This window comes from Gracilibacillus timonensis (assembly GCF_900086715.1).
GTDB classification, from domain to species: Bacteria; Bacillota; Bacilli; order Bacillales; family Amphibacillaceae; genus Gracilibacillus; species Gracilibacillus timonensis.
The window spans coordinates 618,359-641,672 of record NZ_FLKH01000012.1 but is presented as its reverse complement, the minus strand read 5'-3'; the positions used below and the strand labels follow the sequence as shown (position 1 = coordinate 641,672).

22 protein-coding genes are annotated in these 23,314 nt (G+C 41.6%); 7 read left to right on the top strand and 15 right to left on the bottom strand.

The features are described from left to right. Nucleotides 1-44: 44 nt before the first annotated feature. Nucleotides 45-566 (top strand): gamma carbonic anhydrase, encoded by a 522-nt coding sequence (locus BN6556_RS14125; RefSeq protein ID WP_066192635.1) that lies wholly within the window; start codon nucleotides 45-47, stop codon nucleotides 564-566. 55 nt (nucleotides 567-621) lie between these two features. Here the strand turns inward: BN6556_RS14125 and metK are convergent, their stop codons facing one another. From metK to BN6556_RS14080, 9 genes are all read right to left on the bottom strand, one after another. Beyond that, the gene (gene metK, locus BN6556_RS14120) at nucleotides 622-1,821 is read right to left on the bottom strand and encodes a methionine adenosyltransferase (RefSeq protein WP_066192633.1); all 1,200 of its coding nucleotides are present in this window, start codon (nucleotides 1,819-1,821) and stop codon (nucleotides 622-624) included. 714 nt (nucleotides 1,822-2,535) lie between these two features. Further along, on the bottom strand, nucleotides 2,536-3,009 hold the full coding sequence (gene ytkD, locus BN6556_RS14115) for an RNA deprotection pyrophosphohydrolase (protein WP_066192631.1): 474 nt from the start codon (nucleotides 3,007-3,009) through the stop codon (nucleotides 2,536-2,538). Between the two features lie 94 nt (nucleotides 3,010-3,103). Beyond that, nucleotides 3,104-3,436, bottom strand: a complete 333-nt coding sequence (locus BN6556_RS14110; protein WP_066192629.1) for a hydrolase — start codon at nucleotides 3,434-3,436, stop codon at nucleotides 3,104-3,106. A 154-nt stretch (nucleotides 3,437-3,590) separates the two neighbouring features. Next, nucleotides 3,591-4,430: an ABC transporter ATP-binding protein gene (locus BN6556_RS14105; protein ID WP_066192627.1), complete on the bottom strand. Its 840-nt coding sequence runs from the start codon at nucleotides 4,428-4,430 to the stop codon at nucleotides 3,591-3,593. A 155-nt stretch (nucleotides 4,431-4,585) separates the two neighbouring features. After that, nucleotides 4,586-6,016: an o-succinylbenzoate--CoA ligase gene (locus tag BN6556_RS14100; RefSeq protein WP_066192625.1), complete on the bottom strand. Its 1,431-nt coding sequence runs from the start codon at nucleotides 6,014-6,016 to the stop codon at nucleotides 4,586-4,588. A 118-nt stretch (nucleotides 6,017-6,134) separates the two neighbouring features. Next, a complete protein-coding gene (menB, locus tag BN6556_RS14095) occupies nucleotides 6,135-6,953 on the bottom strand; it encodes a 1,4-dihydroxy-2-naphthoyl-CoA synthase (RefSeq protein ID WP_066192623.1) in 819 nt (272 codons plus the stop codon). A gap of 439 nt (nucleotides 6,954-7,392) precedes the next feature. Further along, on the bottom strand, nucleotides 7,393-8,172 hold the full coding sequence (gene menH, locus BN6556_RS14090; RefSeq protein WP_066192622.1) for a 2-succinyl-6-hydroxy-2,4-cyclohexadiene-1-carboxylate synthase: 780 nt from the start codon (nucleotides 8,170-8,172) through the stop codon (nucleotides 7,393-7,395). After that, nucleotides 8,162-9,910 (bottom strand): 2-succinyl-5-enolpyruvyl-6-hydroxy-3-cyclohexene-1-carboxylic-acid synthase, encoded by a 1,749-nt coding sequence (gene menD, locus BN6556_RS14085; protein ID WP_066192620.1) that lies wholly within the window; start codon nucleotides 9,908-9,910, stop codon nucleotides 8,162-8,164. Before menD ends, menH begins: the two co-directional genes overlap by 11 nt. Continuing rightward, complete coding sequence (locus BN6556_RS14080; protein ID WP_066192619.1) at nucleotides 9,907-11,298, bottom strand: isochorismate synthase; 1,392 nt, start codon at nucleotides 11,296-11,298, stop codon at nucleotides 9,907-9,909. The genes menD and BN6556_RS14080 overlap by 4 nt, the downstream gene beginning before the upstream one ends. A gap of 758 nt (nucleotides 11,299-12,056) precedes the next feature. Here BN6556_RS14080 and BN6556_RS14075 point away from each other — a divergent pair. After that, nucleotides 12,057-12,989 (top strand): 1,4-dihydroxy-2-naphthoate polyprenyltransferase, encoded by a 933-nt coding sequence (locus BN6556_RS14075; protein WP_066192617.1) that lies wholly within the window; start codon nucleotides 12,057-12,059, stop codon nucleotides 12,987-12,989. 12 nt (nucleotides 12,990-13,001) lie between these two features. Continuing rightward, a complete protein-coding gene (locus tag BN6556_RS14070) occupies nucleotides 13,002-13,373 on the top strand; it encodes a PaaI family thioesterase (RefSeq protein WP_066192615.1) in 372 nt (123 codons plus the stop codon). A gap of 75 nt (nucleotides 13,374-13,448) precedes the next feature. Here the strand turns inward: BN6556_RS14070 and BN6556_RS14065 are convergent, their stop codons facing one another. From BN6556_RS14065 to BN6556_RS14050, 4 genes are all read right to left on the bottom strand, one after another. Continuing rightward, nucleotides 13,449-14,012 (bottom strand): ECF transporter S component, encoded by a 564-nt coding sequence (locus tag BN6556_RS14065; protein ID WP_066192613.1) that lies wholly within the window; start codon nucleotides 14,010-14,012, stop codon nucleotides 13,449-13,451. A gap of 92 nt (nucleotides 14,013-14,104) precedes the next feature. Continuing rightward, entirely contained in the window at nucleotides 14,105-15,163 is a 1,059-nt protein-coding gene (locus BN6556_RS14060) for a M20/M25/M40 family metallo-hydrolase (RefSeq protein ID WP_066192611.1), read from the bottom strand. A gap of 104 nt (nucleotides 15,164-15,267) precedes the next feature. Beyond that, nucleotides 15,268-15,666 (bottom strand): YugN family protein, encoded by a 399-nt coding sequence (locus tag BN6556_RS14055; RefSeq protein WP_066192609.1) that lies wholly within the window; start codon nucleotides 15,664-15,666, stop codon nucleotides 15,268-15,270. A 459-nt stretch (nucleotides 15,667-16,125) separates the two neighbouring features. Then, complete coding sequence (locus BN6556_RS14050; RefSeq protein ID WP_066192607.1) at nucleotides 16,126-17,472, bottom strand: glucose-6-phosphate isomerase; 1,347 nt, start codon at nucleotides 17,470-17,472, stop codon at nucleotides 16,126-16,128. Nucleotides 17,473-17,771: 299 nt separating this feature from the next. Between BN6556_RS14050 and BN6556_RS14045 the strand changes: the two genes are divergently transcribed. Beyond that, complete coding sequence (locus tag BN6556_RS14045; protein WP_066192605.1) at nucleotides 17,772-17,978, top strand: DUF378 domain-containing protein; 207 nt, start codon at nucleotides 17,772-17,774, stop codon at nucleotides 17,976-17,978. Between the two features lie 44 nt (nucleotides 17,979-18,022). On the opposite strand, the gene yugI is transcribed toward BN6556_RS14045, so the two are convergent. Beyond that, nucleotides 18,023-18,367: a S1 domain-containing post-transcriptional regulator GSP13 gene (gene yugI / locus BN6556_RS14040; RefSeq protein WP_066192603.1), complete on the bottom strand. Its 345-nt coding sequence runs from the start codon at nucleotides 18,365-18,367 to the stop codon at nucleotides 18,023-18,025. A 234-nt stretch (nucleotides 18,368-18,601) separates the two neighbouring features. On the opposite strand from yugI, the gene BN6556_RS14035 reads away from it, so the two are divergent. The 3 genes from BN6556_RS14035 to BN6556_RS14025 all read left to right on the top strand — a co-directional run bounded on the left by BN6556_RS14035 (nucleotide 18,602) and on the right by BN6556_RS14025 (nucleotide 22,711). Next, complete coding sequence (locus BN6556_RS14035; RefSeq protein WP_066192599.1) at nucleotides 18,602-19,756, top strand: M20 family metallopeptidase; 1,155 nt, start codon at nucleotides 18,602-18,604, stop codon at nucleotides 19,754-19,756. A 102-nt stretch (nucleotides 19,757-19,858) separates the two neighbouring features. Further along, on the top strand, nucleotides 19,859-21,283 hold the full coding sequence (locus BN6556_RS14030) for a YfcC family protein (RefSeq protein ID WP_066192597.1): 1,425 nt from the start codon (nucleotides 19,859-19,861) through the stop codon (nucleotides 21,281-21,283). A 255-nt stretch (nucleotides 21,284-21,538) separates the two neighbouring features. Further along, nucleotides 21,539-22,711: a MalY/PatB family protein gene (locus BN6556_RS14025; protein WP_066192595.1), complete on the top strand. Its 1,173-nt coding sequence runs from the start codon at nucleotides 21,539-21,541 to the stop codon at nucleotides 22,709-22,711. A gap of 20 nt (nucleotides 22,712-22,731) precedes the next feature. Here the strand turns inward: BN6556_RS14025 and BN6556_RS14020 are convergent, their stop codons facing one another. Further along, a complete protein-coding gene (locus tag BN6556_RS14020) occupies nucleotides 22,732-23,307 on the bottom strand; it encodes a superoxide dismutase family protein (protein WP_066192593.1) in 576 nt (191 codons plus the stop codon). Between the last annotated feature and the right edge of the window lie 7 nt (nucleotides 23,308-23,314).

Sequence of the window (23,314 nt, the reverse complement as noted above, 5' to 3'; positions counted from 1 at the left end):
TGATATCATATAAATAGGACTAGCTATATAGGAGGTTAACACAAATGAACTATCAATATAAAGGAAAATGGCCTGTAATCGATAAAACAGTTTTTGTAGCACCGGATGCGGTGATAACAGGGGATGTAGAAATTGGTGCACACAGTAGTGTATGGTTCCAGGCGGTGATTAGAGGCGATGTCGCCCCAGTTCGTATTGGCAGCTATAGCAATATTCAGGATTTGTCTTTATTGCACCAGAGCCCTGATCTTCCCTTGATCGTGGAAGATCATGTAACCATTGGACATCAAGTAACGTTACATTCCGCTATTATTCGGGAAAAGGCCTTAATTGGTATGGGATCCATTATTTTAGATGGAGCAGAGATCGGTGAAGAAGCCTTTATCGGCGCAGGTAGTCTCGTACCACCTGGAAAGAAAATTCCACCTCGCACACTTGCTTTTGGCAGTCCGGCCAAGGTAGTGCGTGATTTAACTGAGGAAGATATAGCAGAGATGAAACGGATTCAAGCCGAATATGCAGAAAAAGCGCAAGAATACAAAAAGACTATCGAGCAGACAGATTGATAAAAAAGGTTGTGACGGCGTTTATTCTAACGCTGCGTCACAACCTTTTTTTATCTTATCGAGATAAGGCAGCTTGAAGCGCCTTTACTTTGTCTGTTTTTTCCCAAGGGAAGTCTCCATCTGTACGCCCAAAATGACCGTAGGCAGCTGTGTTGCGATAAATCGGTCTGCGCAAATCCAGCATCTTAATAATACCTGCTGGACGCAAATCAAAATGCTCGCGCACGGCAGCAACCAAAGCTTCCTCCGAATAGTCACTCGTGCCAAACGTATCAATCGAAATCGAAACTGGCTGGGCTACTCCAATGGCGTAGGCAAATTGCACTTCGCACGTTTCTGCTAAACCAGCCGCTACAATATTCTTGGCCACATAACGCGCCGCATATGCCGCCGATCGATCGACTTTGGTGGCATCTTTTCCACTGAACGCTCCGCCACCATGACGGGCATAACCACCATATGTATCGACAATAATTTTACGCCCTGTTAGACCTGCGTCCCCTTGAGGTCCACCAATCACAAAACGACCGGTTGGATTAATAAAATATTTTGTCTGATCATCCAATAATTCCTTGGGCACAACCGGTTGAATGACGTGTGCCTTTATATCAGCTTGCACCTGCTCCAAAGTAATATCTTGATGATGCTGAGTGGAAACAACAATCGTATCAATCCGTTTTGGCTGGTTATTCTCGTCGTATTCCACGGTGACTTGTGTTTTTCCGTCTGGACGCAAATAAGCTAATGTCTTATCTTTGCGCACATCTGCTAAACGCTTAGCCAAACGATGTGCCATACTAATCGGTAATGGCATATATTCCGATGTTTCATTACTGGCATAGCCAAACATCAAGCCTTGATCTCCCGCACCAATTGCTTCAATTTCATCTTCTGTCATCTTGCCTTCCCGAGCTTCTAACGCCTTGTCCACACCTCCGGCAATATCTGGAGATTGCTCATCAATTGCAGTTAACACACCGCAAGTTTCTGCGTCAAAGCCATATTTTGCCCGCGTATAGCCAATATCTTTAATGGTATCCCGCACAATTTTGGGAATATCCACATAGGTTGTTGTGGAGATTTCACCTGAAACCAAGACCAAACCGGTAGTAACGGTTGTTTCACAAGCTACCCTGGCATTGGGATCACTTTTAAGTATCTCATCCAAGATAGAATCGGAAATCTGGTCACATATCTTATCCGGATGTCCTTCTGTTACCGATTCTGATGTAAATAAACGTCGATTTTTCGTCATCTTTCTAGCATCCTCCCTATGATCAATCACTAAGACTTTCCTGTACTATCTATATGTAAAAGTCTGCTTTATGGATTTTATGAATAAACCTATACCTTTCACTATACAACGTTTTAGCAAAAAATGCACGAAACAATTAACGAAAGCCAATGGGATGAAGCTCATTAAGTCGTCCATTTTTTATGTGAGCCGTTCGATCATTTACATGGGCTGAGCAAGTGCTCTGGGAGGACGTCACGGATTATCTGACTAGTTTCCAACAAAAAAATGAGGACCTTATCCAGCTTAATGGATGGTCCATACTAAAAAATGGTTATACAAGCCAAGAAAGGATAACTCTCTTGATACAATAGGATTTGGAAAGAATTTAAATGAATCGCAGTGCCGTGAAGTAGCCCAGTCATTATTTTGAGAGATTGTATGCATAACAACGCTCCGGCCAAGCCCTTCGCTAAAGCTTGTCTCGCGGCATAGAAAACTCGATAAGAACATTCTTTGCTCGCATCGCTTGTTGACTTATGCACTTGTAGGTACAAGCGGAACTATTTCCGCAGCACTCTTCCTAACACTGACAAACCGTCAGGAATAGATGGACCTGCTACTTCACATCATTCATCTTATCAGGAGTATAATATCTAGCCTGGTTTAGCGATAAAGAACCGGACGGGTTGCAGCCTTTTTTTAATCAGAACAACCCGTGCATAACGCTTCTTTTTATGATAGATGATGCTCAATATACGCTAAGCTATGGGTCAGTACATCATCTTTCATAATAAAACTATACTGAGGATTATCCTTAACCTTGGAAGGAATCGTCGGTAACAACACAGGTCCGTTTGTCTCAAAATAAGTGGATTGTACATCCAGTCGATCGATCCAGGCAAAATAAATATTTTTTGCTAGCTTTTCTTTTTTTCCCGACACATAATATTGACCGATTAATTGAATATTTTGTACTTGTCCGCCAGTCTCTTCTCTAACCTCCCTAATAGCAGCCTGCTGCGGAGATTCGCCTGACTCCACCTTTCCACCTGGAAATTCTAATCCTCGATCCTTATGTTTGGTGAGCAGCCATTGATCCTGATAACGACAAATCACCCATACATGTCTTGGATTTGACTCGAATCGTTGTTGCTTATCCAAAGAAAGTTGCACCTTATTGTGATAATAATCATAAAAAGTTTTCATATCTCTATACTACCTTTTTCTTTCGACAAATGCGAATGTTTACAAACGATAATAAGGTTTACTATTACCGTTGCCGCCTAATCTGATGCCGAAACTAATCTTTTAAAAATTCATTTCCATCGATTTTCATCCCCGATTCTTGCAGTGCTTGTCTTGTCTCAGGAGTCGCTAGTTGATAAATCATTTGGTATATCTCTTGCAAATCGTTGTCATATTCTTGGTTCTCAGGATCTTGATGGTATTGCATAAAAGGGATGTGGGAGCGGACGAACGTGCCCATCTCATCCTGTTGTATTTCATTAAATTTTTCTCTTAATAAAAAGACCTCTTCACCGGTTGCCTTAATCGTATAAGTAGCGTTGTTTCCATATGGAATTTGGGATATTTCTTTTGTTCCTATGTTCACATAATATTGTCGTTTTTCCATGTTGATCACCTCTGCCCATATTGTATGCATCCTAGGCTAAAACATGTACGACGCAATATTATATCATTTTTTAATAGAGACCGATCACCATGAAGCGCTTATCTAACATAACAAAAAGCCTCACACTCTTATTTGGAATGCAAGGCTTACTTCATTAACTTGTTAGGCTGGTTTGCTTTTGCGATTCTGCAATGGTCTCCTTAATTAGACAACGTCCACGTCCATGAGGAATACACATCGGTGTTCCAAACATGGGATCATAAACAACATCTGCCTTCATTTGGAAGACTTCATGTATGAGGTTGCAATTAACTATCTCTTCTGGTTTACCATGAGCAAAAATCTGTTTATCTTTAATAGCTACTACTTGATGAGCATAACGACACGCCATATTAAGATCATGCAGCACCATCACAATCGTGCTATTACGTTTCTCATTCAACTCAAATAATAAATCCAATATCTCTATCTGATGTGTCATATCTAAGTAAGTCGTTGGTTCATCAAGCAGAATCGTATCCGTACCTTGTGCCAAGGTCATCGCAATCCAAGCCCGTTGCCTTTGACCACCTGACAGAGAATCGACATCTCTATCTCGCAAATGATCCATATTGGTTGATTGTAACGCCTCTTCTACAGCTTCTTCATCTTCTTTTGACCAACGTTTAAACATCTGTTTATGCGGATGACGCCCTTGCTTTACCAAATCCTCTACCGTTAAACCTTCTGGGCTTGTCGGACCTTGGGGCAAAATAGCTAATTGCTTGGCTACATCTTTCGTTGGTATACTCGCAATAGCATCTCCATTTAAAACAATACTACCTGTCTTTGGTTTCAATAATCGTGCCAAAGAGCGCAGCAAGGTTGATTTGCCACAGCCGTTCCCACCAATAAATACCGTTATTTCACCCTTCGGAATCGTTATATCTAAGTCATCAATAATGACATCATCGCCATATCCCAGCGTCAAATCTTTCGCTACTAACGTTTCCATGCGAACTACCCCTTTCAACAACATGGGTCAGGTTCTTACTATTTGTTGTTTAAATTAAAATAATCTCTTTCTCTAAGTTTAGGGCTTTTTTTCTTTCCTGTCAATATTGATAATCAATCTCATTAAGATTAATTAAACTGGAGAAATATTTTATTCTATTGTAATTTATAACGTTGCAACTTCTTGGTCGCATTGCGTGGAAGATGTTTCCGAAAAAAAATCTGTTTAGGCACCTTAAATGTTGCTAGTTGTTGTTCACAGTGAGCCTGCAATGCATTTTCAGTAATAGCTGGGTCACTTACTACCACATAAGCTACAGGTACTTTACCCCATTTTGCATCCGTTCTGCCTGTTACACCTGCCTCAACTACACCAGCAAACGCCAGCAAAACGGCCTCGATCTCAGCAGGGTAAACATTCTCTCCTCCCGAAATAATCAAGTCACTTCTTCGATCAACCACAAATAAAAAACCTTCCTCATCCAAAAAGCCCAGGTCTCCCGTATAAAACCAGCCATCATGAAAGACAGCTTGATTGCTCGCATCTGCTTGGTAATAACCTGGCGTAATCATCGGTCCCTGAACAGCAATCTCTCCAACTTGTTTTGCAGGCAACGCTTTGTGACCATCTCTAATCTGTAAAGAAGCTGAAAAAAGCGGCTTACCTGCTGAACCAAGCTTTCGTAATGCCTCTGTTTCATGCAGCGTGACAACCTGTGAACTGGTTTCTGTCATACCATAGGTTTGGATCACAGGTACCTGTTTTTGCTCTGCCTTTTTTAATAAAGGCTCTGGCGCTGATCCGCCACCTAAAAGCATGCAGCGAAACGTCTCTGGGTATTGCTCATCCCCGAGACGTTCTAATAATCGCGCACAGGTCAGCGCAACCACGGAAATCATCGTCACTCTTTGGTGCATAATAGCTTGATGTACCTGCTCTTCATCAAAGCGTTCCAGTAAATAAACAGGCATGCCATAGATCACACTTTTAAACAAAATAGACAAACCGCCAATATGAAATAAAGGAAGACAGGCCAGCCACTTATCATCGGTTGTTAATCCAAGGTTGAGTACCGAGGCAATCGCGCTTGCCCAATGATTGCCGTAGGAATGCTGAACGGCTTTAGCCCTGCCTGTTGTACCTGAAGTAAACATCATGGAACAGATCGCTTCTTCCTTCATCGTTTCTTTTACTGTCCCTGGCAGTGCCGATAATTCTTTCACCATTGCAAAAGTTACCACCACGACTGGTAAGCTTTCCGCCTGTTTCCGAAGCAATTCGGAAGTAATTATGGTAGAGACATGGGCATCTTCACATTGTTTTTTCCATTCAGCGTTTGTTAATTTGGTATTTAAAAAAACGACCGGTGTCTGCAAATAGGTACAAGCCCATAAAGCCACCACCATATCTACTGAATTATGAGATAGAATCGCTACTTGCTGCTTGATGTCTAGTCGAGCTAAATGTTCAGCAAAAGACAGTGCTCGCTCCCGTAATACTCGAAAAGAAAGCCGTTGTCCATCTGCTAATTCTAATGCCGTTTGTTCTGGTGTTAATAATGCTCTTTTTGTCAGCCAATGCTCCATACTGCTCCTCCTTATTAAAAGATGGCCTCATCACCTTTATCATATGATGTAGTATTTTTGAAACATGCACTTAAAGAAAAGAAGATCAACACCTTTACAGCATTGACCTTCTTCTCACTTACGGAAAACGCGGAAACTGTTTAAAGTCCGGCTTGCGCTTTTCTTTAAAGGCATCGCGGCCTTCTTTTGCTTCATCCGTTGTATAATACAACAAGGTGGCATCTCCGCCCATTTGCTGCAAACCAGCCAATCCATCGGTATCTGCATTGAATGATGCCTTAAGAAAACGAAGGGCAGTTGGTGATTTTTCCAACATTTCAGAACACCATTGGATCGTTTCCTCTTCCAATTGCTCCAAAGGTACGACCGTGTTAACAAGTCCCATATCTAACGCCTCTTGTGCATTGTATTGCCGACATAAATACCAAATTTCACGCGCCTTTTTATGGCCGACAATTCTAGCTAATAAACCAGCGCCATATCCTGCATCAAAGCTGCCTACCTTTGGCCCTGTTTGCCCAAAGATAGCGTTATCTGCCGCAATCGTTAAATCACAAACGACATGCAATACATGACCTCCACCGATGGCATAGCCTGCAACCATTGCCACTACTGGTTTAGGGATGACACGGATTAAACGCTGTAAATCGAGGACATTTAAACGTGGTACCTCATCATCCCCCACGTAACCTCCATGACCGCGCACTTTCTGATCTCCCCCAGAACAAAAAGCCTTATCCCCTGCACCAGTTAAGACAATCACACCAATGCTTGAATCATCACGTGCGTATGTAAATGCCTCAATTAGTTCATTCACAGTTTGCGGACGAAAGGCATTGCGCACCTCTGGTCGATTAATCGTAATCTTAGCAATTCCATCGTATGTTTCATATAAAATATCTTCGAATGTATGAGCTGTTACCCAATCTACTGTCATTTCCTTACCTCCTTTGGTTAATAAAGTGAAACTTCATTCAGTGGGCCTTTCGCTGAATGTTAGTTGAGCTAATCGGGCCGTTACTGGCTGTTTGGATTCCATCCTCTTCCCTCATACCTTCACTGATTCTTGTAGTGGAAGCCTTACAGCCAGTTACACTGCGATAAAGTGAAACTTCATTCAGTGGGCCTTTCGCTGAATGTTAGTTGAGCTAATCGGGCCGTTACTGGCTGTTTGGATTCCATCCTCTTCCCTCATACCTTCACTAATTCTTGTAGTGGAAGCCTTACAGCCAGTTACACTGCGAAAAAGTGAAACTTCATTCAGTGGGCCTTTCGCTGAATGTTAGTTGAGCCAATCGGGCCGTTACTGGCTGTTTGGATTCCATCCTCTTCCCTCATACCTTCACTGATTCTTGTAGTGGAAGCCTTACAGCCAGTTACACTGCGAAAAACTCTTTTACCATTGTACCAAAAAACACCGCTTGTTCCACGTGAACTGCATGTCCCGCTCTTTTTACGACTTGAAAGGAACTATTAGGCAATCGCTCGTGCATTTGTTGGTTAATCATGATAAACTTTTGATCCCACTCCCCTGTTATTAAAAAAACTGGCAGTTCTAATTCTGGCAAGTACGACCAGCAAGAAGGCATCGTACCTGTTCCCATTGTTTCGAGAGAAGTAGCCAGACCTGACCTGGATTGCGCCAGTCGTTCTTCCCTTACTTGCTGCTTTTTCTCTGCACTTAACGATTTTTGCGATGCAAACAAAGCAATATTTTCCCATTTGTCGACAAACGTCTGTAAGGGATGCTGACGGATGTATGCTGCCAGCTCTTGATCCTTCTGCTTTCTTTGTTGACGCTCCTCCCTATCCTGCAGCCCAGGTGAGGCACTCTCTAACACGAGTGATTTTATCATGCCTGGAAAATAGGAAGCAAAAAGCAGCGCCGTACGCCCTCCCATAGAGTAGCCTACCAAATGAAAGCTTGTAATTTGTAATTCCATCAATACCTGCTGCAAATCATGACAGCACGCCTGCAGGGAATCCACCTTTGCCATTGATTTGCCATGCCCTGGCAAATCAATAAGGATCAACTCGTATCCAGGCAAATATTCTCGGATAAATGACCATGTTTGAACAGAACCTGTAAAGCCATGGAAGAAGACAATCGGATCCCCATCCCCGATACGCTCTACCCAATATTGGTTAATCAACATATGGATTGTCCTCTATAACCTGCAAAACATTTCTTTCAATCGTTTGCCATTTTTCCATGTGCCATGCTGCATTCTCATCTCGATCCGTATTCACTTCGATCAATGATACCCCATTTGTTTGATAACTAGCTGTTAACGCTTGATTAAGTTCTCCCCCATCGTTCACACGCTGATAAGATGATAATTGATACAATGCTGCAGCATACTGGATATCTACCTGTTGTGGTGTACCAAATAGTAACTCATAGTCATCCTTATTTTCCTGCTGCGCCTGCGGTAAAAAGGAAAAGATTCCACCGCCTTGGTTATTGATCAAAACAATCGTCACATTCAGCGGATATCTTTTTGCCAACAACAGTCCATTTATGCTGTGTAAAAAGGAGATATCGCCAATAATGAGTGTCACTCGTTTCCCTGTGGTTCCCATCCCTAAGGCAGTAGACACTACACCATCGATACCATTTGCGCCTCGATTGGCAGCGATAGCCACATTCTTATCTGTATTGTGCCAAAAAGTATCTACATCACGTACGGGCATACTGTTGCCAACAAAAAGATTACTATCTTTTGGAATCACCTCTTGGATCACATGTATAACTGTTCCTTCTGTTAATTCCTCTTGGTTATCAAGCAGAACCAGTTTGGCGGTATGATTTAACTTTTGCCAAAAAGCTAACCAGCGATCCCCTTGTTCTCGCGGTATTTCTGCTAATTGTAATGCGATATCAACGGGATTCCCCTGCACATAACGCGCCTGTTTCAGCACTGGGTTGCGGTAACTAAAAGCCTCATCAACAATCATTTGCTCTATTTCTTGTTCCTGTAATAACTGCAATATTGATTTGGCAACCGGCATCGCACCAAAACGAATGATCACATCCACCCCGATTCGCTTTCTCACGGCAGGCCTTTTTAAGATACTATCAAAACAATCCATGACAACCCTTTTTTCCGTATTGATGCGTGCGGAGGATAAGACATCTGCCAATACAGGTATATCCCAAGCTTCACCCAATCGTAACACGGCTTCAGCTAGACCTTCCGTTTGATGAGGTCCAATCACTAATACCACTCGTTGTTTTGCCATAAGATACTGTTTGATATCCTGCAAGGCTTCCACAGTTAATTGCGTATGTGTCGATGGGTAATGCCGTGCTTCTTCATATGGCATTTCTGTTGGCACGACCTGTTGAAAATCTGGAATCAATGGCTCTCTAAATGGAAAATTGAGATGTACCGGTCCTTGTAATGGAGCCAAGGCTGTTTGAACGGCTCGATCTGCATGATGACACGCATATCGAAGCAATTGTTCAGAATCTTCCGGCAAAGCCATCTCATGAAATGCTTTCACGTAATCCCCAAATAATTTGATCTGATCAATCGATTGCGGTGCGCCAACCGCCCTTAATTCATGTGGCCGATCAGCGGTCAGGGCAATAAGCGGTATCCGTTGATGGCTTGCTTCGATAATAGCTGGAAAATAGTTGGCGGAAGCCGTACCAGATGAACAAACTAAAGCGACAGCCCGGTTGGTTTGCTTGGCAATACCCAAGGCAAAGAAGGCCGCCGATCGTTCATCAATATCCACCCAAATCTGGAACCTCCTGTCAGCAGCAAATGTTAAGGAAAGTGGTGTCGAACGCGAACCCGGTGAAATCACCACATCCCGTACACCAGATCGGTAGAGCTGTGCGACAAAGTTTCCTACATAAAAGGTCAGACTCGATGTATGATTCATTGCGATCCTCCTAAGGCATCCAACATAGGAGCAAATTTTATCGCTGTTTCTTGATATTCTAACCTTGCATCAGAATCACGCATCACACCACACCCAGCAAAAAGAGAGGCGTTTGTACCATCAACAAGTGCAGATCGAATCGCCACGGCAAACTCTCCATTAAATTGACTGTCGAACCAGCCAATTGGCGCGCCATACCAGCCTCTTTCTAATTGTTCAAATGTGCGGATAAATGCTAAAGACGTCTGGCGCGGGTACCCACATAACGCCGGTGTAGGATGCAATTTCTCAACTATCTCTAAAAGCGTGTACCCCTGCTTTAATGTTGCCTCTACCGGTGTATATAAATGCTGCAAGTTTCTCAATGGATATAATACCGGTTGATCTGGAATATGAACATAGGTGGCAAAAGAATGAACAGCTTGTCTGATCATGTCCACTACTAATTGGTGTTCCTGGAGATTCTTCTGATCTTGCAGTAATTGTTCACCAATTTCACGATCCTCTTGAATGGTAACGCCACGCGGCGCAGTACCTGCCAAACACGTTGAATAAACCTGATTGTTCTCTACCTTGACTAACCGTTCTGGGGTGGCACCTATGAAACAAGTACCCGCTTTTTCCCATGCAAATACATAATTATTCTTTTGCGTCTTTTTCAGATTTGTCAAGACTTCTCCCATATTACATGACTGTTCAAATTCAACTTGTAGCTCTCTTGCTAATACAATTTTATGAACTTCTTCTCTATCAATCTGTGCGGTAGCTTGTTCAACCATTTCTTTCCACTGCTGAGGGTCCACTTCATGTTTTAATACAATGTGATTCTCTTGTTGAGGGGCCTCCATGCGTTGTAGCAAATACTGTTTTTGACGCTGTAGCTGTTCCAATAATGCAGGCAAATCACTGTCTTGTTCTACATGCAAAGAAGTGGTTACAAAATACTGGTCTTGCTCAACAGTTAATAGAAAGGTGGGCACACGAAATTGACTTCCTGCAAACTCTTTCCATAAGGTTTGCAGCTGTTCTTCCCCATCAAAAGGAAAACCACCAAAGGCAATCGGCCCCGTTTTAAATTGTGCAAACGGGTTTTTAATATAACTTTGCTGTAATCCCTCTAACCATTGCTGCTTAATCTGCTGTGTAGAAGCCTGTCCATCTTGATAAGTCATCGCCTCACCGACACCAACAAATTCCAGCTCCTGATCAGCACTCGACCAAAAAATCCGATTGTCACTTAACCCTCTGCCTGTATGAAAGAACATAATAGGATCGATGGGATCCACCTGTTCCGTCACACTGACAAACGTTGGTGCAGCCTGTTTAATCGCTTGCTGCTGAGCAGACTGTAACACACCATCTATGTTTATGTCTTGCATTTCAATCATTGCTAACCCTCCAATATTATAGGGCATGTTCTCATAAACGCTATCCATTATATTATAAAATTACTCTTTTTGAAAGTCGCACTTTTTACCTTCCTTCCTAGTATAGCAAAAAATGTTCTGTTAAAGCTTGTTTATTGCTTCATCGCAAAGAAGTTTGAATTTTATGACATATCAATGGAATAAAGTGTGAAAACAATGACGACTATTTTAAAAGATAAGAAAGCATAGAATTCTGAGTATGATAGGATGTGGACCGATTTTGATCTTGAACGAATGGTGGTACCGATAAGATGGATTATGTAAAGTAGTTTGCTTTCTCTAGTGGTGAGTTTGATCGTTTTATCTGTGCAAAGCAAACGCTGCGGGAATAGGCTACGCTTTCCATGGGGCCGGCTTCAGCTAACTAAAAAGAAGAGCACTTTTTAGTGGATCTTCAGCTCGTCCTGTGCATCGAAGCGGAACCTATTTCCGGAGCGCTTCCTAGCACTGACAAACAATCAACTTTACCACATGGAATAATGGAACTAGATACTTTACATAATCCATCTTACCGGCAGTTCAGTGGCTACTTTTAGTTATGCGTCAAGGACCGGACGATTTTGGCCCGGTTTTTCTTAACTGGATTTCACGAGATTTTGTCGTCATTTCTATATCATTTTTCTCATACACGATGTAACAATAGTTTGACACACCTTCAAGTATTCACTAAACTAATACTGTTACGGCATTTTTTTATAACTATTTAAGGGGATAGAACAATGGAAACAAACTCTACTGCAAATCATTTAAATGAGAAGCCTGGCTTCCATATATGGTGGAGGTTACTTCGTCCACATACTTTAACCGCTTCTTTCATCCCCGTCTTTGTTGGTACCATGCTGGCGATTCTTGATGGTCACTTTCAACCACTAGTTTTTTTAGCTATGTTGTTAGCTTCCATGCTTATTCAAGCAGCCACTAATATGTTTAATGAATACTACGATTTCGTACGTGGATTAGACAATGAACAATCTGTCGGCATTGGTGGAACCATTGTAAGAGATGGGATCAAACCGAAAGTAGTGAAACAGTTGGCGTTTACTTTTTTCGCTGTAGCTGTTTTATTAGGAGTTTATATCTGCTTGTTTTCTAGCTGGTGGATTGCATTGATTGGCGTCATATGTATGTTGATCGGTTATCTATATACGGGCGGACCTTTGCCAATTGCTTACACCCCTTTTGGCGAATTATTTTCTGGTTTTTTAATGGGGACGGTTATTATTGGAGTCAGTTATTTCATCCAATCCATGACAATGACGTGGGAAGTAGTATTTATCTCGATACCAATCGCTATTCTGATTGGTTGTATCCTACTTGCCAACAATATTCGAGATTTAGACGGCGACAAGGAAAACGGACGTAAAACACTCGCCATTTTGCTTGGGAGAAATCGTGCCATCTTTCTATTATCAAGCTTAATGCTAGTGAGTTATTGTCTCACCGCTTCCTTTATTTTCACTGGTCTGCTGCCAATATACAGTGCGATCAGCCTGCTTAGCATCTTAAAGGCGCGGAAAGCGATTCGCCAATTCTTAGCCAATACAACGAATGTAGGCATGATACCCGCAATGGTTGCCGTTGCAAAAACAAACACGATGTACGGTGGATTAATTGGTGTTTCCTTGCTTATACAAATTGTTTTTCCATTATAAGGAGGAGCCCTAATGACATTGATGACAACTCTGGGGATGCGCACGATAACTGTAGACAAAAAGCAAGTTATCATCGAAATGCCTGTTACCGATAAGATTAAACAACCAGCTGGCTTTCTGCATGGCGGTGCAACTGTCGCCTTAGCAGAAACTGCCGCAAGCCTTGGCGGGATGAAACATGTTGATCCCGAAACCGAATCGATAGTTGGAATAGAAATAAATTGTAATCATATCAAAGGAAAACAAGATGGTAAAATTATTGCAGAAGCTACGCCTATCCACATCGGCCGAATGACCATGATCTGGAGTATTACTGTTACCGATGAGAAGGACGAACTAATCGCGAGTGCGCGCTGTACTTTAGGCAGGATAACGAATGAATAATAAAACAGGCAGGAAGGGATAAAAGATACCCTTCACTGCCTGTTTTATTTGCGGATATACACAGTATTTGACGCTCTAAGTCTTTTGAATCCATTTTTCTAACTTACCAAACAAAAGCAAGAAAAGAATCCCAACTGCTATTCCCTTAATAAAATTAAACGGTAAAAATCCTATAAGTACAGTATGGAGTTTAACAGCTTGAGACATGGAATCCCACCCCATAAAAAGACTATATGCGGGTAGAAACAAGAAATAATTTGTTACGGCCATTCCAACTGCCATGAACACCGTACCAATTAATAATCCATGAATAACACTTCGTTTGGTTCGATGTTTCTTAAACATATATGCAACTGGCACTATAAATAATACCCCTGCCACGAAATTAGCAACCACACCAATTGGATCAGAAATCGCCGTAATTAATAAATATAATATATTTTTGATAGCAACGACTAGTACACCTGCCATTGGCGAAAAGATAACACCAGCAACCAATGCAGGTATATCACTGATATCGATCCTCAAGTAAGGAGGGAGAAACGGCAATGGAAAACTTAAAAACATCAGCACAACCGCTATCGTACCCATAATCGATAATACAATCAGACGGTAGAGATTTCCTGAGGTTGATTTCAATAGTATGACCCCCCTTTCTTTTCTTTGATGATTCGTAAAAACTCTTTATCTAGTATACTACAAACTGTTGATTGTTGGGCCTTAAAAATCTCTTATAAGTCAAGAGGATTTAAACTTTCTTTCCCTGTCATCGCCGCAATGGTATTCGTCACTAGTTCTATTTCCTCTTCTATATCTCGAATACTAACGGTTTCCACTGGTGAATGCATGTAACGTAATGGTAATGAGACCAGGCTAATAGGTACACCCTTACCAGTTAATCGCATTCTATCAGCATCCGTGCTCGTGTGACTGGATGTTAATTCATATTGTACATCCATGCCAAGCCTTTGTGCCGTTTGTTCTAATAGCTTATTAAATGGACGACTAATCGGTGCCCCCTTGGCAAGGACAGGTCCTCCTCCCAAGCGAATGTCACCAAATTTTTGCTTATCAGCACTTGGATAATCTGTAGCAAAAGTTACATCTAAGGCTACGGCCATATCCGGTTCAAGTCCAGCTGCCGCAAAATAGGCGCCACCCATATTCGTTTCCTCGTTGACGGTGCTTACTCCATATACGCCAATCTGAATATCTTGCTCATGCAGTCTTCGCATAATTTCAGCAACAATAAAGGCACCTGTTCGATTATCTAATCCCCGCCCCGATAAATAACGACCCATTAAGATCTCTGACTGCCTCCGGTACACTACCAGATCTCCGATTTGTATGGTGTCGATTATTTCTTCTTTGGACTCTGCTCCACAATCAATGAATAAATCATCGACCTCAAAGCCACCCTTGCTGCCGCCATGATGTTGGGCATTTACGCCAATCACACCTGAAATCGATTGGGTCTCGCCAAGAATCTCCACTTTCATGCCGATGGCCGCTTTAGGATTGATCCCCCCCATTTTGTCTACATATACAAAACCATTCTCATCGATTCGATTAACGACAAAAGCAATCTCATCACAATGACCTGCTAATAACAAATGAAAATCAGCCTGTTCGTTTTTGACGGCGATCACATTTCCAGCATTATCTGTCCGAATCTCGTCTACGTATGGTTTCACATAATCGATCCATTTCCGCTGAATATTCATTTCAAGGCTGGACGGTGAGGGTGTATGTAATAACTCCTGTAAAAAGTTTATGTTTAGTTGACTCATGCTAACTCTTCCTCCTTTTTGCTCCAAACGTCTGCGCTAGTTCAAGAAATACCCTGTTATTATTATAGCAGAGTATTTCAATAAACAGCTACTAATTCAGACGCTTAGGAAAGCAGTGTCTCCATATTGTTTAATACAACTTTGGCATGCTCTACATATTTTGATGGAATGTCCCCATCTTTGTCTATAGGTGTTTGAAATTGGTTAAAGGATGCTTGCAATACCCCACTTTCTGCCGTCGAATCATTATCATTTTGATAGCGGTGAGTTAAAATAAACGGTGAATCGATAACAATCACAGCATCTTGCTCCACTTCTCCCCGTATTGCACGGAATGGGATACGCAAAAAGTGATAACCGTCATCGTTGGCTAGTTTATAATCAAACGAACCGTGCTGATAATCCCAGGATCCTCCTAATGAAAAACCTTGACCCTCTAAAATACCCTTTGCTTTTTGATAGTCAAATGTACGGTCTGTAACAGTGGATTCTAATGGAAACAATGGAATTCCTCCTTTGTCCTTACAATCTCCGTTTATCGAAATATCATACGCACAAACGTTGATTTTTCGTAACCATTTCCCTTGTTCCGTCTTAAAAAGGAACATTGCCTAATTAGCAAACCATGGTACTTCTCACTTTCAGAAAAAAGGAGGAGAGAGGCAACACATTAGCACTATAAAAAAATGGAAGATGAATGATGTGAAGTAGAACCACTTTTATTAGCAGTGAGTTTGACTGGTTTTTTATGCTAGGCAAACACTTCGCTTTGGGAATATGCTGCATTTGAACAGTCTGTAAGGATGTTATGGACTGGGGAAAGCTAATCCGGTTCTTCAGTCCATAAGATTCAATCTCGCGGTCTGGAGAAAGCTAATCCGGTTCCTAAGATATCAAGAATTGTATACTTTTTCATAAAAAAGCCCCATAAGTCATCACCTATGGGGCTTCGTTGCATGCTATTATAAACGCTTTTCTAGTTCTTCTTTTTCTTCTTCAAATCCTGGTTTACCAAGCAAGGCAAACATATTCTTTTTGTATGCCTCTACCCCTGGCTGATCAAATGGATTTACTCCCAATAGATAGCCACTGATGGCACACGCTTTTTCAAAGAAATAGACGATGTAACCAAATGTATAAGCGTCCAACTTAGGTACATGTACTAATAAGTTTGGCACTTGACCATCCGTGTGAGCCAACAATGTACCTTGGAAGGCCTTCTCATTAACGAAGTCAATCGTCTCTCCAGCTAAATAGTTAAGCCCATCTAAGTCTTGCTGCTCTTTTTCAATTGTGATATTGGACTTCGGTTCTTCCACATGAAGTACCGTTTCAAAAATATCACGACGGCCCTCCTGTACATACTGGCCTAATGAGTGTAAATCGGTTGAGAAGTTGGCAGAAGATGGGTAAATTCCTTTAAAATCTTTGCCTTCACTTTCGCCAAATAATTGCTTCCACCATTCTGCAAAATATTGCAAGGACGGTTCATAATTAATCAGCATTTCGATTGTTTTCCCTTTATTGTAAAGGACATTACGTACGGCTGCATACTGATATGCAGGGTTTTTCTCGATATCGGCCACGTTCAATTCCTCCTGGGCCTTTTGCGCACCATTCATCATTGCTTCAATATCAACACCACTTGCTGCAATTGGTAATAGTCCAACGGCGGTTAAAACAGAATAACGACCACCCACATCATCTGGAATGACGAAACTTTCATAGCCTTCTTCATTCGCAAGTGTCTTTAACGCACCTTTTGCCTTATCTGTAGTGGCATAGATCCGTTTCCTTGCTTCTTCCACTCCGTATTTTTCTTCTAAGAACTTACGGAAAATTCGGAAGGCAATTGCCGGTTCAGTGGTTGTCCCACTCTTGGAAATAACATTAACAGAAACATCTTTTCCTTCCAATAAATCAAATAAATCATTAAGATATGGCGCACTGATACTGTTACCAACGAAAAATACCTGTGGGGTTTTTCGTTGATCTTTGGACAGTTCATTATAAAAAGAATGGTTTAACATTTCTAATGCAGCACGCGCACCCAGATAAGAACCACCAATTCCAATTACTAACAAGATATCAGAATCGGATTTGATTTTCTCTGCGGACTTTTGGATACGGGCAAATTCTTCTTTATCATAATCGGTCGGCAAGTCTACCCAACCCAAGAAATCGTTGCCTGCACCCGTTTTATTATGTACCATTTCATGTGCCAATTTTACAGGTTCTTTTAAATACGTTAATTCATGTTCCCCGAAAAAGCTAAGTGCTTTTTCATAATCAAAACGAATATGTGTCATGATATATAACCCTCCAATATTTTATCGTCTCCCTTTAATGTACCGAATCCTGTTCGTTAAATCAAGCTATCTACTAGGATAATGACAATTTTTTTATCATTATGACTGTTTTTATCAGCAATTAACAGAAATGTTGTATAATTTTTCTGCATATCCATACAATAACAGCGCATAATGGGAAAACCCACTGCATGTTTATCAAACTAATCAAGCCGTTCATGCTTCCACTTAGAACTGAAATGTTTATTGATGGAAGTCTTACGGCTTACACTTTGAAAAATAAAGAAAGGAGGACCATCATGAAAAAATTAGCCTTAATTCTTATTATTGTCGGTGCGATTAACTGGGGATTAATTGGTCTATTTCAATACGATTTAGTAGCGTCTCTGTTTGGAGGCGGAAGTCAAGCTGGGATGATTTCGCGGATTATTTACACGATTGTCGGAATCGCAGGATTAGCAAGTATTGCCTTTCTATTTAAAAATGAACAACGGCAAACGGCTTAATCTCCATCAACCCACCTGTTAACAGTCAGGTGGGTTGATGTTGCTTATTCTGATTGTTTAATCCATTCTTGCAGCTTGTCCTTTAAAGTATGAAAGCCATGTTCGCCTTCTTTATCTGCAATCACACTTTCTTTTTTTAATTGATCCTCAATCGCTCGAATCGATAGCGCCAATTTATTCTCCTTATTGTCCATTTCAATTATTTTTACTTTAATGGTTTCGCCCTCTTGTATATATGCATGAATATCTTTGACAAAACCATTCGTTACTTCAGATATATGGATCAATCCCTGTGTGTCCTGATCGATAGAAACAAAGGCTCCATATGGCTGTACGCCTGTCACTATACCTTCTACTATATCTCCGACTTGATATTTAACGGTCACCATTTACACCCCTCTCTTCTATTTATAGCCGCTTCTTCTTTTTTTAAACAACGAATAATGTTAACATACTATACATAAAATGCCTAATCCCAAGCACTGACACATTCAAAAAAGCAGAAACTTAGGCTGAGTTGCTGGAAGTATTACCAGGTAAAACCAGTGAGGATATTCTTCTTTTCTGTGCAGACTTCCTTATGATATAATGCAAAACGATTGAATCTTTTTAGGAGGCGCAACATGACACTAAAGAAAGACTTTGAAGACATCCAAGATGAATTATTCCAAATTCGCAAACAACTATTTGAAAACCCCGAATTAGGGGATCAAGAATACCAATCGATGAAATTGCTAGTTGATTATCTACGTTCCTATGATTTTGATGTAGAAACCGGGATTGTGCAACGACCAACGGCTTTTCGAGCAGAATTCTCCAGTGATAAACCTGGACCAACCATTGCCTATCTAGCAGAATACGATGCCTTACCAAGCATCGGACATGGCTGTGGCCATAATTTAATTGCCACTTTCGCGGTTGGAGCTGGCGTTATGCTCCGTAAACAGATTGAAGAAATTGGCGGAAAAGTAGTGGTGCTTGGTACACCAGCGGAGGAAACCAATGGTGCTAAGGTGCCGATGAGTGAACAAGGCACGTTCGATGATATTGATGTAGCAATGATGGTGCACGGGGCAGATGTTTCTTCTGAAAGTGGACCAATGTTGGCGATGGATGCTCTTCAGTTCGCCTATCAAGGACAAGCAGCCCATGCAGCAGCGGCACCCGAACAAGGGATTAATGCATTAGATGCCGTCATTCAATTATTTAATGGCATCAATGCATTGCGACAACATGTCCCTTCCGATGTAAAAATGCATGGTATTATTACCAAAGGCGGTGAAGCTGCTGGAATCGTTCCGGCAGAAGCCGTGGCACAATTTTATATTCGTGCCAATCAGCGGGAGGTATTAGATGACGTTGTTACCAAGGTAAAACGTATTGCGGAAGGTGCCTCTTCAATGACAGGAGCTGATTTGACGATATCAAATTATGAATTAAGCTATGATAATATGGTAACTAACCAACCCCTGTCCGCTGCGTTTACCAAACATCTAAAGACATACAGCGCCAATCCTGTCTACCCTGCAGTACCAGCAACGGGATCAGCGGATATGGGAAATGTCAGCAAGGTAGTACCTGCGATCCACCCTTTTGTCGGCCTGAATGAACCCGGGCTTGTGTTTCACACCAAGGAGTTCGCTGATAAAACGATGACTCCTGATGGCGAAGCAGCAATTCATGACGCAGTACTTTCCTTAGCTCACACTGGTTACGATATTATCGCCAATAAAGATTTACTACATGCGATTAAAGAGGCGTTTAACCGCCAATCATAAGGTATACACCCATCGTAACAGGTAGTTTATGTTTGAAAGGGTAAACTACCTGTTTCTTTTCGAAAAAATGCAATAGTGAACCACCCAAGGAGGAGTAAGAAAATGAGTGATGGCCATGCACCATCTACTGAAAACAAAATTAAAAAGAAATTTACATTCCCCCATGTATTTGTCCTATTATTTGGACTTATTATTCTAACGTCCTTATTAACCTATATCATACCTGCGGGAGAATTTGAACGTGAAATGAATGAACAAGGAAGAACGGTTGTGATTGATGGAACGTATCAAGCAGTCAGCTCCAACCCGACCGGATTTTTTGGCATTTTTGAGGCCGTTCATAAAGGAATGGTTCAAGGTGCCGAGATTATCTTCTTTATTTTTATTGTGGGCGGGGCATTTGGTATTTTGAGTGCTACCCAAGCCATCGAAACAGGATTTGCCAGTGTAGCAACCAAATTAGCCAGCAAAGAAGTTTATCTGATCCCCATTGTCATGCTATTGTTCGCTCTGGGCGGCGGAACTTTTGGCATGTCAGAAGAAACCATACCGTTTATCATGATCTTGGTTCCACTGGCGCTGAAACTAGGTTTTGATTCTTTGGTCGGTGCAGGAATGGTGATTATCGGATCCTGCATAGGTTTTACCGCTTCCTTTATGAACCCATTTACAATTGGTGTAGCTCAAGGAATTGCAGAACTACCACAATTCTCAGGTATGGGAGTACGCTTTATCATATGGATCATTTTTGTTTCTATTAGTATTATTTTTGTCATGCTTTATGCAAAAAAGATCAAAAAAAATCCTGAAAAAAGCTCAATGTATAAAATCGATCAGCAGCGAACGATCACGGAAACATTCCCAGAGCACGAAACAAGGCTAACAACGAGACAATGGATCATTATTGGATTATTAATTGCTTCTATCATCATGTTAGCCATTGGCGTTATCTACTTTCATTGGTATATCATGGAGATCGCCTCTCTCTTCTTAGTGATGGGCGTATTCGCTGGATTTATCGGTCGCTTACGTGTCAATCAAATTGCCGAAGCGTTTATTAATGGCTGTAAAGACCTGATAGTCGGAGCATTAGTGGTTGGTTTTGCCTTCGGGATCCTCGTTGTACTCGAAGAAAGCAAGACAATTGACACGATCTTATTCACCGCCTCCAACCTGGTTAGTCAGCTTCCTACCACGTTTTCAGCGATGGGGATCTATCTGATGCAGAGCTTTATTAACTTTTTCGTCCCATCTGGAAGTGGTCAAGCTGCCCTGACAATGCCGCTTGTGACACCATTATCGGATCTTACAGGTGTGAATCGTCAAACGGCCGTCATGGCGTTCCAGTTTGGCGACGGTATCTCGAACGCAATCACACCAACTACCGGTGTACTAATGGCTTCTCTGGCCATCGCAAAAATACCATGGACCGTTTGGCTACGCTGGGTAATGCCCCTACTTGTTTTGTTCTATATTCTCGGGGCTGTTACTCTAACGATTATCCATTTATTCGTGTGGCCGGCTTAAGCACACGAACATAGCAAATGAAATATTCTGCCAAAAAATGCGTATAAGTAGGTTTAGCATTTATGAAAATCGGGCATAGTATTAATGTGTAAGACTTTCTCGTATTCCCCTTAGATGGCAAAGCGTTTTTCCGCTTTGCTCTTTTTTTTGCATATTATCACCTAGATGCCGCATTGCATCGAAAGACTTTTTCCTCGACAAGTGATATGATGGAATAATGTATAGGATTTATACAAGTTAGGAGTGCAGGATGAAATGACTTTTTCGTTTGAAAACAAAATTGAAAGACGAAATACACGAGCCGCAAAATGGGATTTGATAAAGACATTATATGGCGCAGACGACGTGCTGCCCATGTGGGTAGCCGATATGGACTTCGAAGTTCCGCCAGCAGTAAAAGATGCCTTAGTTAAACGAGCACAACACGGTGTATTCGGTTATACAATTACCGACTCGGCATTAGATCAAACCGTAAGTAACTGGCTGGCAGAACGTCATGATTGGCAGATTAAAAAACAAGATATCATGTACAGCCCTGGTGTCATTACCACCTTACAGATGGCCATGCAAACTTTTACAGAGAAGGGTGATAAGGTACTAATCCAAACACCGGTTTATCCTCCTTTTTATGACATAGTGGAGAAACACGAACGAACACTTGTCAAAAATCAATTACGTTTAAATAATCAACACTATGAAATCGATTTTGACGATTTTGAAAAGCAATTAAAACAAGGAGTTAAGGCCTTCATCTTATGTAACCCGCATAATCCGGTAGGACGGGTTTGGACTAAAGAGGAATTAACAAAGATGGTAAACTTGTGTAAACAATACCATGTCATGATTTTTTCCGATGAAATACATGCTGATCTTGTCTTTTCCCCAAACAAGCATATTCCGACGGCTACAGTGGATAATGATATGCAGGGCAATATTATCACCTGTATGTCCCCGACAAAAACCTTTAATCTAGCAGGACTTCAAGCTTCGTTTGTGATTGTCTCAGATAAACAAAAAAGGACGGAATTAGAGAAGATGTTCCATAAACAAGGGGCCAACCATATCAATACCATGGGGGTAACTGCACTTGATGCCGCCTATACTAACGGTAGCGAATGGCTTGATCAACTACTTGTGCAACTGCAAACCAATATTGATCACGTAATAGAGGCATTTCAGGAACGATCCGATGTGAACGTTTTTCAGCCTGAGGGAACCTATCTGATCTGGTTTGATTTTCGATCATTACAACTGGATCAAGATCAATTAAAGGATTTCTTGCAGAAAGAGGCGAAAGTTGGACTCAATGATGGCGCTTCTTTCGGAGAAGAAGGCAATGGCTTTATGCGTATGAATGTAGCTTGTCCGCTTTCCGTTGTACAAGAAGGAACATCGCGTATTATCTATGCACTGGAAGCACGAAAATAAAGAGGAGTGAGGGAATTCCCTCACTCCTCTTTATTATTCGTCTCAGTTGGATCCGTGGCCTCTTCCTCCGGCTGATTTTTCAAGGTGATTTCTCCACAGACAATACGTGCTCCTGAGTTACCTCCAGGCTGGGAAACACCGTCATCTTGATCAGCATGGATAATAATCGATGTACCATCCTCCCTTAGCAGAGAGTTATTTCCATCCATTAATGTCGCTCCAGGTAAATCGAATTCTACATCCGCAGTGCCATCCTGCCCTGCTTCAAGGTTAGGCATATCACCTAAGTGGGCACCATCTGGATTCATCAACCCGTGCTCCTTCCCTTCCGGATTAAAATGATTGCCCGCACTTTCGAAATCTGGCCCTTCACATTTGGCATATTCATGAATATGAACACCATGCAAACCTGGTTCCAGTCCCTCTACCTTTATTTGTACTGCTACATTATCTTCTAACTCATTAAATCTGGCCGTTCCTACCGCGTCCTTATCTGCATTATATAAGCGAACTTCTAGTGGTGAACGTTCATTTTCTTGGCACGCTGTTAGCAATACGATCATTATCACAAACATAATCAGCCTGATTCGCATCATTATTCGC